18 protein-coding genes are annotated in these 16,351 nt (G+C 52.9%); 13 read left to right on the top strand and 5 right to left on the bottom strand.

Annotated elements, in window-relative coordinates; all coding sequences use genetic code 11:
- The first annotated feature begins 112 nt into the window (after positions 1 to 112).
- The 10 genes from rsfS (at position 113) to lipA (ending at position 9,951) form a co-directional block, all read left to right on the top strand.
- Positions 113 to 430 (top strand): ribosome silencing factor, encoded by a 318-nt coding sequence (rsfS, locus tag LBF07_RS17305; RefSeq protein WP_023334893.1) that lies wholly within the window; start codon positions 113 to 115, stop codon positions 428 to 430.
- A gap of 3 nt (positions 431 to 433) precedes the next feature.
- Entirely contained in the window at positions 434 to 901 is a 468-nt protein-coding gene (rlmH, locus tag LBF07_RS17300) for a 23S rRNA (pseudouridine(1915)-N(3))-methyltransferase RlmH (protein ID WP_023310748.1), read from the top strand.
- Between the two features lie 28 nt (positions 902 to 929).
- Positions 930 to 2,831 (top strand): peptidoglycan DD-transpeptidase MrdA, encoded by a 1,902-nt coding sequence (mrdA, locus tag LBF07_RS17295; RefSeq protein WP_033144927.1) that lies wholly within the window; start codon positions 930 to 932, stop codon positions 2,829 to 2,831.
- A gap of 2 nt (positions 2,832 to 2,833) precedes the next feature.
- Complete coding sequence (gene mrdB / locus LBF07_RS17290) at positions 2,834 to 3,946, top strand: peptidoglycan glycosyltransferase MrdB (RefSeq protein WP_023310746.1); 1,113 nt, start codon at positions 2,834 to 2,836, stop codon at positions 3,944 to 3,946.
- 16 nt (positions 3,947 to 3,962) lie between these two features.
- On the top strand, positions 3,963 to 5,075 hold the full coding sequence (rlpA, locus tag LBF07_RS17285; RefSeq protein WP_094934393.1) for an endolytic peptidoglycan transglycosylase RlpA: 1,113 nt from the start codon (positions 3,963 to 3,965) through the stop codon (positions 5,073 to 5,075).
- Between the two features lie 139 nt (positions 5,076 to 5,214).
- A complete protein-coding gene (dacA, locus tag LBF07_RS17280) occupies positions 5,215 to 6,426 on the top strand; it encodes a D-alanyl-D-alanine carboxypeptidase DacA (protein ID WP_032638844.1) in 1,212 nt (403 codons plus the stop codon).
- Between the two features lie 106 nt (positions 6,427 to 6,532).
- On the top strand, positions 6,533 to 6,796 hold the full coding sequence (gene ybeD / locus LBF07_RS17275; RefSeq protein WP_006177135.1) for a DUF493 family protein YbeD: 264 nt from the start codon (positions 6,533 to 6,535) through the stop codon (positions 6,794 to 6,796).
- Between the two features lie 95 nt (positions 6,797 to 6,891).
- Positions 6,892 to 7,533, top strand: a complete 642-nt coding sequence (gene lipB / locus LBF07_RS17270; RefSeq protein ID WP_033144925.1) for a lipoyl(octanoyl) transferase LipB — start codon at positions 6,892 to 6,894, stop codon at positions 7,531 to 7,533.
- Between the two features lie 291 nt (positions 7,534 to 7,824).
- Positions 7,825 to 8,778 carry a YbeF family transcriptional regulator gene (locus tag LBF07_RS17265; RefSeq protein ID WP_032665064.1) on the top strand — a complete coding sequence of 318 codons (954 nt, stop codon included), beginning with the start codon at positions 7,825 to 7,827 and terminating at the stop codon, positions 8,776 to 8,778.
- A 207-nt stretch (positions 8,779 to 8,985) separates the two neighbouring features.
- Positions 8,986 to 9,951, top strand: coding sequence for a lipoyl synthase (gene lipA / locus LBF07_RS17260; RefSeq protein ID WP_028019480.1), 966 nt, complete (start codon positions 8,986 to 8,988; stop codon positions 9,949 to 9,951).
- A gap of 81 nt (positions 9,952 to 10,032) precedes the next feature.
- Here lipA and tatE read toward each other — a convergent pair whose 3' ends face one another.
- Entirely contained in the window at positions 10,033 to 10,236 is a 204-nt protein-coding gene (tatE, locus tag LBF07_RS17255) for a twin-arginine translocase subunit TatE (protein WP_023310742.1), read from the bottom strand.
- A 125-nt stretch (positions 10,237 to 10,361) separates the two neighbouring features.
- The gene (locus tag LBF07_RS17250) at positions 10,362 to 11,150 is read right to left on the bottom strand and encodes a deaminated glutathione amidase (protein WP_094934394.1); all 789 of its coding nucleotides are present in this window, start codon (positions 11,148 to 11,150) and stop codon (positions 10,362 to 10,364) included.
- A gap of 67 nt (positions 11,151 to 11,217) precedes the next feature.
- On the opposite strand from LBF07_RS17250, the gene crcB reads away from it, so the two are divergent.
- The gene (gene crcB / locus LBF07_RS17245) at positions 11,218 to 11,601 is read left to right on the top strand and encodes a fluoride efflux transporter CrcB (protein WP_008501029.1); all 384 of its coding nucleotides are present in this window, start codon (positions 11,218 to 11,220) and stop codon (positions 11,599 to 11,601) included.
- 219 nt (positions 11,602 to 11,820) lie between these two features.
- Here crcB and cspE read toward each other — a convergent pair whose 3' ends face one another.
- Positions 11,821 to 12,030 carry a transcription antiterminator/RNA stability regulator CspE gene (cspE, locus tag LBF07_RS17240; protein WP_002439184.1) on the bottom strand — a complete coding sequence of 70 codons (210 nt, stop codon included), beginning with the start codon at positions 12,028 to 12,030 and terminating at the stop codon, positions 11,821 to 11,823.
- A 190-nt stretch (positions 12,031 to 12,220) separates the two neighbouring features.
- Positions 12,221 to 12,838 (bottom strand): lipid IV(A) palmitoyltransferase PagP, encoded by a 618-nt coding sequence (pagP, locus tag LBF07_RS17235; RefSeq protein ID WP_069303811.1) that lies wholly within the window; start codon positions 12,836 to 12,838, stop codon positions 12,221 to 12,223.
- 392 nt (positions 12,839 to 13,230) lie between these two features.
- Here pagP and dcuC point away from each other — a divergent pair, with 392 nt between their 5' ends.
- Together dcuC and rna are read left to right on the top strand one after the other, a co-directional pair.
- Positions 13,231 to 14,598: an anaerobic C4-dicarboxylate transporter DcuC gene (gene dcuC / locus LBF07_RS17230; protein WP_023310737.1), complete on the top strand. Its 1,368-nt coding sequence runs from the start codon at positions 13,231 to 13,233 to the stop codon at positions 14,596 to 14,598.
- 94 nt (positions 14,599 to 14,692) lie between these two features.
- The gene (gene rna, locus LBF07_RS17225; RefSeq protein ID WP_094934395.1) at positions 14,693 to 15,502 is read left to right on the top strand and encodes a ribonuclease I; all 810 of its coding nucleotides are present in this window, start codon (positions 14,693 to 14,695) and stop codon (positions 15,500 to 15,502) included.
- On the opposite strand, the gene LBF07_RS17220 is transcribed toward rna, so the two are convergent.
- The gene (locus LBF07_RS17220) at positions 15,496 to 16,113 is read right to left on the bottom strand and encodes a flavin reductase family protein (protein WP_059446437.1); all 618 of its coding nucleotides are present in this window, start codon (positions 16,111 to 16,113) and stop codon (positions 15,496 to 15,498) included. The genes rna and LBF07_RS17220 overlap by 7 nt on opposite strands.
- Positions 16,114 to 16,351: the final 238 nt, after the last annotated feature.

Genomic DNA, 16,351 nt, shown 5'->3' with positions numbered 1-16,351 from the left:
CGCCTTCAAAAGCCCGGCCGGAGACATTTGTCCCGACGCAGGCGTGAGTTCAGGTATACTGTCTGGCTTCGAATTCAAAGTTTTACAATCTCATTCACCCCAGGGGGAAAACTTGCAGGGTAAAGCACTCCAGGATTTTGTTATTGACAAAATTGATGACCTGAAAGGTCAGGACATCATCGCTATCGACGTTAAGGGTAAATCCAGTATTACCGACTGCATGATCATCTGCACCGGTACATCGACGCGTCATGTTGTTTCAATTGCCGATCACGTGGTTCAGGAATCGCGTGCAGCAGGGCTGTTGCCGCTGGGTGTTGAAGGTGAAGCGACGGCTGACTGGGTGGTAGTCGACCTCGGCGATGTGATTGTCCACGTCATGCAGGACGAGAGCCGTCGCCTGTATGAGCTGGAAAAACTCTGGGGTTAATGCGTGAAGTTGCAGCTGGTCGCCGTCGGCACCAAAATGCCGGACTGGGTACAAACCGGTTTTACTGAATATTTGCGTCGTTTTCCAAAAGACATGCCGTTCGAGCTGGTGGAAATTCCCGCCGGTAAGCGCGGCAAGAACGCTGATATCAAACGTATTCTCGATAAAGAGGGCGAACTGATGCTGGCTGCCGCTGGCAAAAACCGCATCGTCACCCTCGATATTCCAGGTAAACCCTGGGATACGCCGCAGCTGGCGCAAGAACTGGAGCGCTGGAAGCAGGATGGCCGTGACGTCAGTCTGTTGATTGGCGGACCAGAAGGGTTATCCCCTGCCTGCAAAGCAGCGGCTGAACAAAGTTGGTCCCTCTCCGCGCTGACGCTTCCCCACCCGCTCGTTCGGGTACTGGTGGCAGAAAGCCTGTATCGCGCGTGGAGCATTACTACCAACCACCCCTATCACCGCGAGTAATGACTGACCAGGGTAGATTAAGCAGCGGATGAAACTACAGAATTCTTTTCGCGACTATACGGCTGAGTCCGCGCTGTTTGTGCGCCGGGCGCTGGTCGCCTTTACCGGGATTTTGCTGCTTACCGGCGTGCTGATCGCCAACCTCTATAATCTGCAAATTGTCCGCTTTACCGACTACCAGACGCGTTCAAACGAAAACCGCATTAAGCTGGTGCCTATCGCACCCAGCCGCGGCATTATTTACGATCGTAACGGCACCCCGCTGGCGTTGAACCGCACCATCTATCAAATCGAGATGATGCCGGAAAAAGTCGATAATGTTCAGGATACGCTGGAAGCGCTGAAAAGCGTTGTCGACCTTAACGATGACGATATCGCGGCGTTTAAAAAAGAGCGCGCCCGCTCTCACCGCTTCACCTCGATTCCGGTTAAAACCAATTTGACGGAAGTCCAGGTGGCCCGCTTTGCGGTGAATCAGTACCGTTTCCCCGGCGTGGAAGTGAAGGGATATAAGCGTCGCTACTATCCCTACGGCTCCGCGCTGACGCATGTGATTGGCTACGTTTCCAAGATTAATGACAAAGACGTCGACCGCCTTGATAAAGATGGCAAGCTGGCCAACTACGCTGCTACGCACGATATCGGTAAGCTGGGGATCGAACGTTACTACGAAGACGTTCTGCACGGGCAAACCGGCTATGAAGAGGTTGAGGTTAACAACCGTGGACGCGTGATCCGTCAGCTAAAAGAAGTGCCGCCTCAGGCGGGGCATGACGTCTATCTGACGCTCGACCTCAAACTTCAGCAGTATATCGAAACCCTGCTGGCGGGTAGCCGTGCAGCCGTTGTGGTCACCGATCCTCGTACCGGCGGTATCCTGGCAATGGTCTCCATGCCTAGCTATGACCCGAACCTCTTTGTTGATGGGATTTCGAGTAAAGACTATTCCGGTCTGCTGAATGACCCGAACACGCCGCTGGTCAACCGCGCGACGCAAGGGGTTTACCCGCCGGCATCCACGGTTAAACCGTACGTGGCGGTCTCTGCGCTGAGTGCCGGCGTCATCAACCGTAATACCAGCCTGTTTGACCCGGGCTGGTGGCAGCTGCCGGGTTCAGATAAGCGCTATCGTGACTGGAAAAAATGGGGTCACGGTCATCTGAACGTCACCAAATCACTGGAAGAATCTGCGGATACCTTCTTCTATCAGGTGGCGTATGACATGGGTATCGACCGCCTGTCAGAGTGGATGAGCAAATTCGGCTACGGGCATTACACCGGCGTGGACCTTTCAGAAGAACGTTCTGGCAACATGCCAACGCGTGAATGGAAGCTGAAGCGCTTTAAAAAACCGTGGTATCAGGGTGACACCATTCCGGTAGGTATCGGTCAGGGCTACTGGACGGCAACGCCGCTTCAGATGAACAAGGCCATGATGATCCTCATCAATGACGGCGTGGTAAAAGTGCCGCATCTGCTACAGAGTACGGTTGAAGACGGCAAAAAAGTGCCGTGGAATCAGCCGCACGAGGCCCCGGTGGGTGACATCCATTCCGGCTTCTGGGAAATTGCGAAAGACGGTATGTACGGCGTGGCAAACCGCCCGAACGGTACCGCGCATAAGTACTTCACCGGTACGCCGTACAAAGTGGCCGCGAAATCCGGTACTGCGCAGGTGTTTGGTCTGAAAGCCAACGAAACCTATAACGCGCACCGCATTGCTGAACGTCTGCGTGACCATAAGCTGATGACGGCGTTTGCCCCTTATGATAACCCGCAGGTCGCGGTGGCGATGATTCTGGAGAACGGCGGTGCCGGGCCAGCAGTAGGGACCATCATGCGCCAGATCCTTGACCACATTATGCTGGGTGATAACAACACCGAACTGCCGGCTGAAAACCCGGCCGCCGCTGCGGCGGAGGACCAATAATCATGACGGATAATCCAAATAAAAAATCGCTGTGGGATAAAATCCACATCGACCCAGCCATGCTGCTGATCCTGCTGGCTCTGCTGGTATACAGCGCCCTGGTTATCTGGAGCGCCAGCGGCCAGGACATCGGCATGATGGAGCGCAAAATCGGCCAGATCGCCATGGGTCTGATCATCATGGTGGTGATGGCGCAAATCCCGCCGCGCGTCTACGAAGGCTGGGCGCCCTATCTTTACATCTTCTGTATTATTTTGCTGGTTGCGGTAGATGCGTTTGGCGCCATTTCAAAAGGGGCGCAGCGCTGGCTGGATCTGGGCGTTGTCCGCTTCCAGCCCTCGGAAATTGCCAAAATCGCCGTTCCATTGATGGTGGCACGCTTTATCAACCGCGACGTCTGTCCGCCGTCGCTGAAAAACACCGCCATCGCGCTGGTGCTGATTTTCCTGCCGACGCTGCTGGTTGCGGCGCAGCCTGACCTTGGCACCTCAATTCTTATCGCCCTTTCCGGCCTGTTTGTCCTTTTCCTGTCGGGACTGAGCTGGCGCCTGATTGGCATCGCGGTGGTGCTGATTGCAGCGTTCATTCCTATCCTCTGGTTCTTCCTGATGCATGATTACCAGCGCCAGCGCGTCATGATGCTGCTCGATCCGGAAACCGATCCGCTGGGCGCGGGCTATCATATTATTCAGTCCAAGATTGCGATTGGCTCCGGCGGCCTGCGCGGTAAAGGCTGGCTGCACGGCACGCAGTCGCAGCTGGAATTTTTACCGGAACGCCACACCGACTTTATCTTTGCCGTACTGGCGGAAGAGCTGGGGCTGGTTGGTATCTTAATATTGCTGGCGCTGTACGTACTGCTGATCATGCGGGGATTGTGGATTGCAGCACGCGCACAAACCACTTTTGGTCGCGTCATGGCCGGCGGGTTGATGCTGATTTTATTCGTTTATGTCTTCGTAAATATTGGTATGGTGAGTGGTATTCTGCCGGTGGTAGGCGTACCGCTGCCGCTGGTGAGTTACGGAGGCTCGGCACTGATCGTGTTGATGGCCGGGTTTGGTATCGTGATGTCGATCCATACCCACAGAAAAATGTTGTCAAAAAGCGTATAAAAATAAGGGGATCGGAATGCGTAAGCAGTGGCTGGGGATCTGCATCGCGGCAAGTTTACTTGCGGCCTGCACAAGTGATGATGGTCAGCAACAGGCAACCGTCGCGCCGCCGCAGCCTGCGGTGTGTAATGGCCCGATCGTTGAAATTAGCGGTGCCGATCCCGTTTATGAACCGCTGAATGCCAGTGCCAATCAGGATTACCAGCGCGACGGCAAAAGCTATAAAATTGTTCAGGATCCTTCCCGTTTCAGTCAGGCGGGCTTTGCCGCCATTTATGATGCCGAGCCAGGCAGTAACCTGACGGCTTCCGGGGAAGTGTTCGACCCAATGCAGCTGACGGCAGCACACCCGACGCTGCCGATCCCGAGCTACGCCCGTATCACCAACCTGGCGAATGGCCGTATGATCGTCGTGCGGATCAACGACCGTGGTCCTTACGGAAATGACCGGGTGATTTCCCTGTCGCGCGCGTCTGCCGATCGCCTGAACACCTCGAACAACACCAAAGTCCGTATTGACCCGATTATCGTCGCACAGGATGGTTCGCTCTCCGGGCCGGGTACCGCGTGTACGACGGTGGCAAAACAGACCTATGCCCTTCCTGACCGCCCAAATCTTGACGGCGGAATGGGAAGCGTCTCGTCTCCGGCAGAGCCTGCTCAGCCGGGGGGAGAAATACGCCCGATCAGCAATGACACGCTGCAAAGCGAGGATTCTACCGGTGCGCCGGTAAAGAGTAGCGGCTTTCTTGGCGCACCGACGACCTTAGCCTCGGGCGTGCTGGAAGGCAGTGAGCCAACTCCGGCCCCTGCGCCCGTTGCTGCGCCAGCGACCCAGCCGGCTCCCGTAACGGCGCCAGCGGCCACGCAAAGTGCGGCGGTGGCGGCTCCAGCAGCGGCCAGCGGCAGCTATGTGGTTCAGGTAGGCGCAGTGAGCGATCAGGCCCGGGCCAGGCAGTATCAACAGCGTCTGAGCCAGCAGTTTGGCGTACCGGGACGCGTTGAGCAGAACGGCGCGGTCTGGCGCATTCAGATGGGGCCGTTTGCCAGCAAATCGCAGGCCGCGTCCCTGCAGCAGCGTCTGCAGAATGAAGCTCAACTTCAGTCATTTATCGCTGTTGCGAAATAATTAACCGGCGGTATCCGAATTGTCAGTTAGTGTAAAACACATTCACAAACTCATGCTTAAAGTCGGATGCCTGCCTGAATAGCATTTGCTATAGTAAGGCACTTTTTTTAATTCCATCACGGATGTCGTAGTTCTGACCATGAAGACCACTTTTTCTGCTCGTTTTGTGCAGCGCATGGCGCTGACCACGGCCCTTTGCGCTGCTGCGCTCTCTGCAGCTCACGCCGATGACCTGAATATCAAGACCATGATCCCTGGCGTTCCGCAAATCGACGCGGAATCCTACATCCTGATCGATTACAACTCTGGCAAAGTGCTGGCAGAACAGAATGCCGATGCCCGCCGTGACCCGGCCAGTCTGACCAAAATGATGACCAGCTACGTTATCGGCCAGGCGATGAAGGCAGGTAAATTCAAAGAATCGGATCTGGTCACCATCGGTAACGATGCGTGGGCAACCGGGAACCCTGTTTTCAAAGGTTCCTCTCTGATGTTCCTGAAGCCGGGTATGCAGGTTCCTGTTTCCCAGCTGATTCGCGGTATCAACCTGCAGTCTGGTAACGATGCCTGCGTGGCGATGGCCGACTTCGCCGCCGGGAGCCAGGATGCCTTCGTGGGCCTGATGAACAGCTACGTTAATGCACTGGGTCTGAAAAACAGCCATTTCCAGACCGTACACGGCCTGGATGCAGACGGTCAGTACAGCTCTGCACGTGACATGGCCCTGATTGGTCAGGCGCTGATCCGCGATGTACCGAATGAATACTCTATCTATAAAGAGAAAGAGTTCACCTTCAACGGTATTCGTCAAACCAACCGTAACGGCCTGCTGTGGGATAACAGCCTGAACGTTGACGGCATCAAAACTGGCCACACCGACAAAGCGGGCTACAACCTGGTGGCTTCTGCCACTGAAGGTCAGATGCGTCTGATCTCTGCCGTGATGGGCGGCCGTACCTTTAAAGGCCGTGAAACAGAAAGCAAGAAACTGCTGACCTGGGGCTTCCGCTTCTTCGAAACCGTGAACCCACTGAAAGCAGGGAAAGAGTTTGCGTCTGAACCCGTCTGGTTCGGCGACAACGACCGTGCTTCTCTCGGCGTTGATAAAGACCTCTACCTGACCATTCCACGCGGTCGCATGAAGGATCTGAAAGCCAGCTACGTGCTGAACAGCACCGAACTGCATGCCCCGCTGCAGAAAAACCAGGTTGTGGGTACGATCAACTTCCAGCTGGATGGAAAAACGATCGATCAGCGTCCGCTGGTTGTCCTGCAAGAAATTCCTGAAGGCAATTTCTTCGGCAAAATCATTGATTACATTAAATTGATGTTCCACCACTGGTTTGGTTAAAAATTGAACGCTTGAAAGTGTGATTTTGATCCCCATATACTAAGTATCCTGATAACTCCCACCTGACGTGGGAGTTATTATTTTTTGACGTTACGCCGGAGCTGACATGAAAACCAAACTTAACGAACTGCTTGAATTCCCAACCTCATTTACCTACAAAGTAATGGGTCTGGCGAAACCTGAGCTGGTTGATCAGGTGGTTGAAGTGGTACAGCGCCATGCGCCGGGTGACTACTCTCCGTCAGTAAAACCAAGCAGCAAGGGCAACTACCACTCGGTTTCTATTACCATCACTGCGACACACATTGAGCAGGTTGAAACGCTGTACGAAGAGCTCGGCAATATCGAAATTGTTCGTATGGTGCTGTAGTCCCTTTGCGGTTACCCGGTTTGCCGGGTAACCCCTCTCCCCCGCTGTGATATACTCCTCCACACCTTTTGTCCCTCGTCTTCGGAGACGCAGTTTTGTATCAGGATAAAATTCTGGTCCGTCACCTCGGGCTGCAACCTTATGAGCCTGTCTCCCAGGCTATGCATGACTTCACCGATTCACGCGATGACAGCACCCCGGATGAGATCTGGCTGGTCGAACACCTGCCGGTATTTACGCAGGGGCAGGCGGGTAAAGCAGAGCATTTGTTAATGACGGGAGATATCCCGGTTATTCAGAGCGATCGCGGCGGTCAGGTCACTTATCATGGGCCCGGTCAGCAGGTGATGTACGTCCTGCTCAATCTGAAGCGCAGAAAGCTGGGCGTGCGTGAACTGGTTACCTTACTGGAACAAACTGTCGTCAACACGCTGGCGGAATATGGTATTGACGCGCATCCACGCGCCGATGCGCCGGGCGTCTACGTTGGGGAAATGAAGATCTGCTCACTGGGGCTGCGTATTCGTAAAGGTTGCTCATTCCATGGCCTGGCCTTGAATATTAATATGGACCTTGCGCCCTTCCAGCGCATTAACCCCTGCGGCTACGCCGGCATGGAAATGACGCAAATGCGTCAGTGGGTTGAAACCGCTACGCCAGAACATATTCGTCCCGTACTTTTAAAGCAGATGTTAGCGCTACTTAACAATCCCCCGTACGAATATATCCCTGCTTAATACATCATACAACATGGCTCGATAATTTGGCGGGCCACTGTTTATTTACAGCTTTTGCACTTTACAATAATCCACAGATTCTATATTTTCGAAGCGCCCGAATATTACCGCCACATATTATTTAGCCTCCAGCAAGCATGGCAAACACGGCATAAGTAAGGTGAGCAATTATCACACAACCGTTTGCCCTTGATAAACAAGTGAAACAAAACCAACACTTTACGAATCTCTACAAGCATAATAAATAAATTCAACTATCATTCATATTGTGAATGTATACGGAGTGAAAGCGTGGAGTATAATAATTTACCAGCCAAACGACTGAATGAACCCGGTGGCGAAGACAAGCCGCAAATTTTTCGGACTTTACGTAATATTGATCTCAATTTACTGACTATTTTTGAGGCGGTATATGTCCATAAGGGTATCGTTAACGCTGCGAAAATTCTTAATCTCACGCCATCAGCAATAAGCCAGTCAATCCAAAAGCTACGCGCTATATTTCCCGACCCGTTATTTATCCGTAAGGGCCAGGGGGTAACGCCGACGGCTTACGCCACGCATCTCCACGAGTACATCAGCCAGGGGCTGGAGTCGATTCTGGGCGCACTGGATTTAACCGGGAGCTATGATAAGCAGAGAACCATCACCATCGGCTGTTCCCCTTCTGTCGGGGTGCTGGTGATGCCGGCGATCTTCCAGGCCGTAAAAGAGCATGCTCCGCAGCTCCTGCTTCGCAATGTGCCTCTCAATGAACCTGACATTCAGCTTGCCCAGTTCCAGACGGACCTGATTATTGAAAGCGGCAGCTTCAGTGCCAGAGCGCTGGGGCAAAATGTGCTTTATGCGGATAACCTGGTACTGGTTTGCCGCCAGCAGCATCCTGCTCTTAGCGAGCCGTTAACCATCGAAAACCTGCGCAACTACGATCACTCGTCTTTCATGACCGAAGGGCAATCTAATCATGCACTTCGTCAGCGTATTGATGAAATTTTCCCGGAACGTCAGATCAGCTTCAGCAGTTACAATATGTTTACCACCGCATCCCTGATCGGCAGCAGCGATATGCTGTGCGTTATGCCATCACGCCTGTACAGCCTGCTACAAAAATGCTGGCCGCTGGAAAGCATCCCGCTCAGCCAGCTTAATGCGGAATCTATCGAGATTTCACTGCATTACAACAAGCTGAGTTTGCGCGATCCGGTCCTGGAAAACGTCATCCGCATCATCCGTCAGGCCTTCTGACAGGTTTAGCCAGCACAAGTCCCTGCAACCCGCAGGGCAAAAGGCACAAAACAACAACTATTTTACAAATTGGCGATCTGGCAGGCTGCTTTAACGACCGTTTCAATGATATACTGCCTGTCGTTCGTTCAAAAATAGTTGATAAATACAACATTCCCTTGAATTGAAACGCTTTCCTTCGATATTCGCAACTGGAACACGCACGCTATGAGTAAACCCATTGTGATGGAACGCGGTGTTAAATACCGCGATGCCGATAAAATGGCCCTTATCCCGGTTAAAAACGTGGCTACAGAGCGCGAGGCGCTGTTAAGAAAACCGGAATGGATGAAAATCAAACTTCCGGCCGACTCTTCGCGTATCCAGGGGATCAAAGCGGCGATGCGCAAGAATGGTCTTCACTCCGTGTGTGAAGAAGCCTCTTGTCCGAACCTTGCTGAATGTTTCAATCACGGTACCGCGACGTTTATGATTCTGGGTGCTATCTGTACCCGCCGCTGCCCGTTCTGCGATGTTGCTCATGGCCGTCCAGTCGCGCCTGATGCTAACGAACCCCAGAAACTAGCGCAGACCATCGCCGACATGGCGCTGCGTTATGTGGTTATCACGTCCGTTGACCGTGACGACCTGCGTGACGGTGGTGCTCAGCACTTCGCCGACTGCATTACGGCCATTCGCGAGAAAAGCCCTAACATCAAAATCGAGACGCTGGTGCCTGACTTCCGCGGCCGTATGGACCGCGCGCTGGATATCCTGACCGCGACGCCGCCAGATGTGTTTAACCACAACCTGGAGAACGTGCCGCGTATCTACCGTCAGGTCCGTCCGGGCGCTGACTATAACTGGTCCCTGAAACTGCTGGAGCGTTTCAAAGAAGCGCATCCGCATATTCCGACTAAGTCTGGTCTGATGGTGGGCCTGGGTGAAACCAATGATGAAATCATCGAGGTGATGCGCGATCTTCGCCGCCACGGTGTGACCATGCTGACCCTGGGGCAGTATCTGCAGCCAAGCCGTCACCACCTGCCGGTACAGCGCTACGTGAGCCCGGACGAGTTCGATGAAATGAAAGCCGAAGCGATGGCGATGGGCTTCACCCACGCTGCCTGCGGCCCATTCGTTCGCTCCTCATACCATGCCGATATGCAGGCTAAAGGCGAAGAAGTTAAATAATGCTGTAATATTCATTTACAGTAATACAAAAAAACCGGCCTCATGAGCCGGTTTTTTTTCGCAAGCCCTCAGGCGTTGCTGTCACTCTTTGTGAGAAAGCTTGTCTGCCGGGACGTCATCCTCGGCGCTTTTCTTCGCCGCTGCATCATCATCGTTCATCGCTTTCTTAAAGCCTTTGATGGCAGCCCCCAGGTCACCACCCAGCGTGCGTAACTTCTTGGTACCAAACAGCAGGACGACCAGTGCGGCAACCACCAGCAGTTTGGTAATACTAATCTCACCCATAGATACCTTCTTTACTTAAAACAGGCTGCATTCAGCGCCAAAACCTGACTGTATTAACGGTCATTTTGCGCGTGCACACAATAGCAATCTGTAACAAGGTGAATCAAGCATTGTTGAAAAAAACATCACAATAATTGCGGTGGCGCAAACCGACGATTACGAAGAACGGGTAATTGCTGACGCGCAAGCGCGATTCTTTCTGAGTTTATCTCCGCCACCAGCACATGCGGGGCTTCAGCGGCGGCGGCGATCGTCACCCCCAGCGGATCAACCACCCTGCTTTGCCCGATGTTTTTCGTGCCACATTCCCCTGCGGCAACGACATAGCAGGTTGTATCCAGCGCGCGTGCCGCAAGCAGCGTTGCCCAGTGATGCTCTTTTAACGGCCCTTTGACCCACGCGGCAGGCAGCACCAGTACGTCCGCCCCCTGCAGCGCCAGATGGAGCGCCAGCTCGGGAAAACGCAGGTCATAGCAGGTCATCAGCCCGACCCTGAATCCGTCAATCTCCAGCAGCGGAGGGATATTGGCTCCGGGGTCAACGCGTCGCGACTCCTGGATGCTGAACGCATCATAGAGGTGAAGCTTGGCGTAACGTGCGACGATGGCCCCGTCACGAATCGCCACGAGCGTATTCACCGCGCGACCCGGCGTGGAGGGAACATGGATCGTTAAGATCGTCGTCATCGTATTGCCTGCGCTTTGGCCGAGCAATTGCTGTAAGAATTCGCCATCCAGCGGCTGCGCGGACTTCACGGATAAATCCGGATCATTATCATCCCTGGCCAGCAGCGCCTCGGGGAGAACCAGCAGCGATGCGCCTTTCTGCCGGGCCTGCATCATCAGTTCGACGCACGTGAGCGCATTTTCACGCCAGTCAGGCGTGACCACAAATTGCCCTACCGCTACATACATATTTGTCCCCTCATCATAAACGGCGTTAAACTCGCTTCTCTTACACATCAAATAGCAGGTATTTAGCGTGTTACAACTACTTTTAGCCGTTTTTATTGGTGGGGGAACGGGTAGCGTTGCGCGATGGTTTCTGAGTATGCGGTTTAACCCCCTGCATCAGGCGATTCCTATGGGGACACTTGCCGCAAACCTGATTGGTGCCTTTATCATTGGTATGGGGCTGGCTTGGTTTAACCGAATGACGCACATCGACCCAATGTGGAAGGTGTTGATTACCACCGGATTCTGCGGCGGTTTGACCACCTTCTCAACCTTTTCTGCGGAGACGGTTTTTCTCTTTCAGGAAGGCCGTATCGGCTGGGCGCTGATGAATATGGCGATCAATATGCTCGGCTCCTTTGCGATGACGGGGATCGCATTTTGGCTATTTTCTTCCGCAAGCGCGCATTAACAGCCGAACCGTTAATGTTGGCTTAATTTTTCTCTGTCACTCTGAATGTAATACTGAACGAGGGTGACAGAATGAAACAGAGTCTGATGAGCGCAGGAATGGTGTTGTTGAGCGTGCTGATCGTTGCCAGCTTCCTGAAAATGTATCTGCTTGGCTGATTCAAAACGAAAAAAACCCGCTCAGTGAGCGGGTTTTGAAATTCTTGCTGACGCGTCTGAATTACAGAGCGATTACGTTAGCAGCAGAAGGGCCTTTGGCACCGTTAGTGATTTCGAACTCTACACGCTGACCTTCAGCCAGAGTTTTGAAACCATTAGACTGGATTGCAGAGAAGTGTACGAACACGTCTTTGCTGCCATCTTCAGGAGTAATGAAACCGAATCCTTTGGACTCATTAAACCACTTAACGTTACCTTTAATCTTAGACATCAAAATTACCTTTACATTAAAAAACGACACAAATGCTGTGTCGGTTATCAGTACATCAATTGTGGGACCTTTTGTCCAGCGGATCTTTGATAAAAAGTGACTAAAGTCGCGTTAATTTTCACTGACAGATTTTTATCGCTTATGAATCAACGCCTGCGCGTTTTTTCACCAGCATGTAACGTTTTGTCAGTTAAAACTGAAAACGCATCCAGGCGAAGTAAACGTTACCGTTGTTGTACGTACCCGGAATGTAGGTCATCTGGAACGTTGCGGGGCCATAGCCAATAGAGGCTAAAGGCAGCAGCACCGGGATTGGAATGTATTTCCAGTTGTCACGTGCAGTAACCCCGGCGGTATAGCCCAAACCGACGTGGAAGTTCTCGTCTGCTAGCGGGCGCCAGGTTTTTTCCCAGCCATACCCCCCAATCGGCTCCCATTTATTAAACGAGTCTTTGAAGGCCATCAGATAGATGCCATGCCAGTTTCCCTTTTCATCCCAGCGCGACTGGCCAAAACCCGCGCCCCACGGACGCTCGTTGTATTTATCGGTTTTCTCTTTGTCATAAGCAAAACGCGCATGCCACGTTATTGCCGGCACATAGAGATCATAATGTTCAGGTGCCGTCCATGTCTGGGAAACATTATCCGTAAAGGTTGAGAACCAGCCTTTATCCGTCGCGTTGCTTTCTGCCTGTGCAACAGAAGAAAACGTTAACTGCCCAAAAATAAACAACAAAATAGAGAAAAATGTATTACGTACAATCACAATGCAATTACCATTCTTAGTATTCGAGGCAAAGTTTACCATAAAGTAGTTGAATCAAAGCTTAACGACATCGGCGTTATTCCTAATTATTCAGCTTCTTTTCGGGAATATTCTTAAGGAAAGGCGGCGATGCGTTCAAAATAAACCCACAAGGGGTGTGACTTTACCCATTTAATGTTCTGAATCAGTGACATGTAAAACCACACAAAACATTAACAATTTGTTATCATTATTAGTACATGTTGCGCTATTTCTGACGGTCAAGACCCTCATGACATAAATGTATGGGCCATGGCAAAAAGACGGTTGTTCTGTTCTTTAGTCGTCTGTTTATTGATTTTAATCAGCAAGAACAGGCCAATTATTCGGCACATTTTCATCCTTCTTTTTTTTGATTTTTTGTGCTCCATAGCAGCAGAGATACAGGGGAAATCATGCTTACGTTATTCGAACTCCTTATTGGAGTCGTCGTCATTGTCGGCGTCGCACGCTACATCATTAAAGGCTACTCGGCCACGGGCGTATTATTTGTCGGCGGTCTAACGCTGCTGATTATCAGCGCAATAATGGGGCACCAGGTGTTACCTGCCAGCGCGACCAGCACCGGTTACACGGCTACAGATATTGTTGAATACATTAAAATATTGCTCATGAGCCGCGGCGGTGACCTGGGTATGATGATCATGATGCTGTGCGGTTTTGCAGCCTACATGACCCATATCGGCGCCAACGACATGGTCGTTAAGCTTGCCTCTAAACCCCTGCAATACATCAACTCGCCGTATCTGCTAATGGTCGCCGCCTATTTCCTCGCCTGCCTGATGTCACTGGCCGTTTCGTCGGCTACCGGGCTTGGCGTACTGCTCATGGCGACGCTGTTCCCGGTCATGGTGAACGTCGGTATCAGCCGTGGCGCGGCCGCGGCAATTTGCGCGTCTCCGGCAGCGATTATTCTCTCCCCGACCTCCGGCGACGTTGTGCTGGCGGCAAAGGCGGCGGAGATGTCACTCATCGACTTCGCCTTTAAAACCACGTTACCGATCTCAATTGTTGCCATCGTGGGCATGGGGATCGCGCATTTCTTCTGGCAGCGCTATCTCGATAAGAAAGAAAACATCAGCCATGAAATGATGGACGTGAGTGAAATCACCACGACCGCTCCCGCGTTCTATGCCATTCTGCCGTTCACCCCGATCGTCGGAGTGCTGATTTTTGACGGAAAATGGGGTCCACAGCTGCACATCATCACCATTCTGGTCATCTGCATGCTGCTGGCCGCCGTGCTGGAGTTTGTGCGCGGTTTTAACACGCAAAAAGTCTTCTCGGGTCTGGAAGTTGCGTATCGCGGTATGGCGGATGCCTTCGCTGGCGTGGTGATCCTGCTGGTTGCAGCGGGCGTTTTTGCCCAGGGTCTGAGCACGATCGGCTTTATCCAGAGCCTGATTTCTATCGCCACCTCGTTCGGCTCCGCCAGTATTATCCTGATGCTGGTTCTGGTGGTGCTCACCATGCTGGCGGCGATGACCACCGGTTCCGGTAATGCGCCTTTCTACGCTTTCGTTGAGATGATCCCGAAACTGGCTCACTCCTCCGGTATTAACCCGGCCTACCTTTCCATTCCCATGCTGCAGGCGTCAAACCTGGGCCGTACCATTTCGCCGGTGTCGGGTGTGGTCGTCGCCGTTGCCGGGATGGCGAAAATCTCGCCATTCGAAGTCGTCAAACGCACCTCAGTGCCCGTTATAGTTGGTCTGATTATCGTGATTATCGCCACGGAAGTGCTGGTACCCGGCGCAGCCTAAGCTAAATTAGGGATATCCAAAAAGCGCCTGTAGGCGCTTTTTGTGCTTTAATAACTTCCAGAAATTAATCGTGCTCATTCGATCAGGAAATCATATGTTCAGGAAGGATATCGTCATCCCGTCTGGCGCAATCGCGCTTGCTCTCTGTCTCTTCTCCGCACAGGCGGAACCGCTGAAGGCAACACAGTATGGCGATTTCGATCGCTATGTGCTGGCTCTGTCCTGGCAAACCGGGTTTTGCCAGAGCATGGTCGAACGCAACCGCAATGAACCTGATGAATGTCGCCTGCAAAAAGAGCGCGATAATAAAGCCGATTTTCTGACCGTCCATGGGCTATGGCCTGGCCTGCCAAAATCCATTGCCGCCCGCGGCGTGGATGAACGTCGGTGGATGCGTTTTGGCTGCGCCACGCGCCCCATTCCGAACATGCCGGAAGTGAAGGCCAGCCGCAAATGCGATGCCGCCGAAACCGGACTGTCGCTTTCCGCAGCCGCAAAGCTCAACGACGTGATGCCGGGCGCGGGCGGTAATTCCTGCCTGGAACGTTATGAATATGCCAAACATGGCGTCTGCTTTGGTTTCGATCCAGATGCCTATTTCGGCACGATGGTGCGGATGAATCAGGAAGTTAAAAACAGCGCGGTCGGTAAATTCCTCGCCGATAATTACGGGAAAACCGTCAATCGCAGCGACTTTGACGGTGCCGTTGCCAAAAGCTGGGGCAAAGAAAACATCAAAGCGATCAAGCTGACCTGCAACGGCAATCCGGCGTATCTGACCGAGATGCAGTTTTCGCTGAAGGCGGACACCATTAACAACCCGCTTTCTGCGGCGTCGTTTGCCCCGCAGCCACATCCGGGTAATTGCGGAAAACATTTCGTGATTGATAAAGCCGGCTACTGATCCGCGCCCGGGCGCACCATATCAAACCGGTTTTCGTCACTGATGCCATAATACGCCGTCGGCCCACCCGCACGCAGGATGGGCTGCGCTTTCGCCGTCTGGTAAATCCCCTCTTCCAGCAGCGTTTCGGCAATATGGATACCGACCACCTCCCCCAGCACCAGCCACGTATCGACCGGTGTGCCGTCGGCACCGGTAAGCTGAATGCACTGCGACAGGCGGCACTCAAAGTTCACAGGGCTTTCTGCGACGCGGGGCGCTTTGACCAGCTGGCTCGCCGCTGGCGTTAACCCGGCAAAGCTAAATTCATCCCGATCGTGCGGAAGCATCGCAGAGGTTTGGTTCATCGCTTGCGCGAGATCGCGCGTCGCCAGGTTCCAGACAAATTCCTTTGTTTCGGTAATATTACGCACGCTGTCCTTCCAGCCGTTGCTGGAAAAGCCGATGATCGGCGGGCGATAGTTAAAGCAGTTAAAGAAGCTATACGGTGCGAGGTTGAGCTGACCGGCCTTGTCGCATGAGGAGATCCAGCCGATCGGACGTGGACCAATAATGGCGTTCAGCGGATCGTGCGGCAGGCCGTGCCCCTGAGACGGTTGGTAGAAGTACATAGTTCTCTCTCGTTGGTGGGCGGACGCGAATTGCGCTTCACGCAACGCCCGGGTTCAGGACACTCAGCGTAACGTATTCTGCCGGGAATGAAGACTGAATAAATTTCAGCGAAAATTCATATGGACCATGAATGTGACCTTCATCACTTCAAACTTGCGCGCTCAGCCAGTATCATCGGGAGAGTTAAACCCTCGCTGCCAGACGGCGAGGGTTTTCTTTTGGATTGGTTTCTGCGTT

Source organism: Enterobacter cloacae complex sp. ECL352 (genome assembly GCF_020149545.1).
GTDB classification, from domain to species: domain Bacteria; phylum Pseudomonadota; class Gammaproteobacteria; order Enterobacterales; family Enterobacteriaceae; genus Enterobacter; species Enterobacter asburiae_B.
Note: the sequence above shows the minus strand (reverse complement) of the source record. Positions and strands in the feature narration are given on the sequence as shown.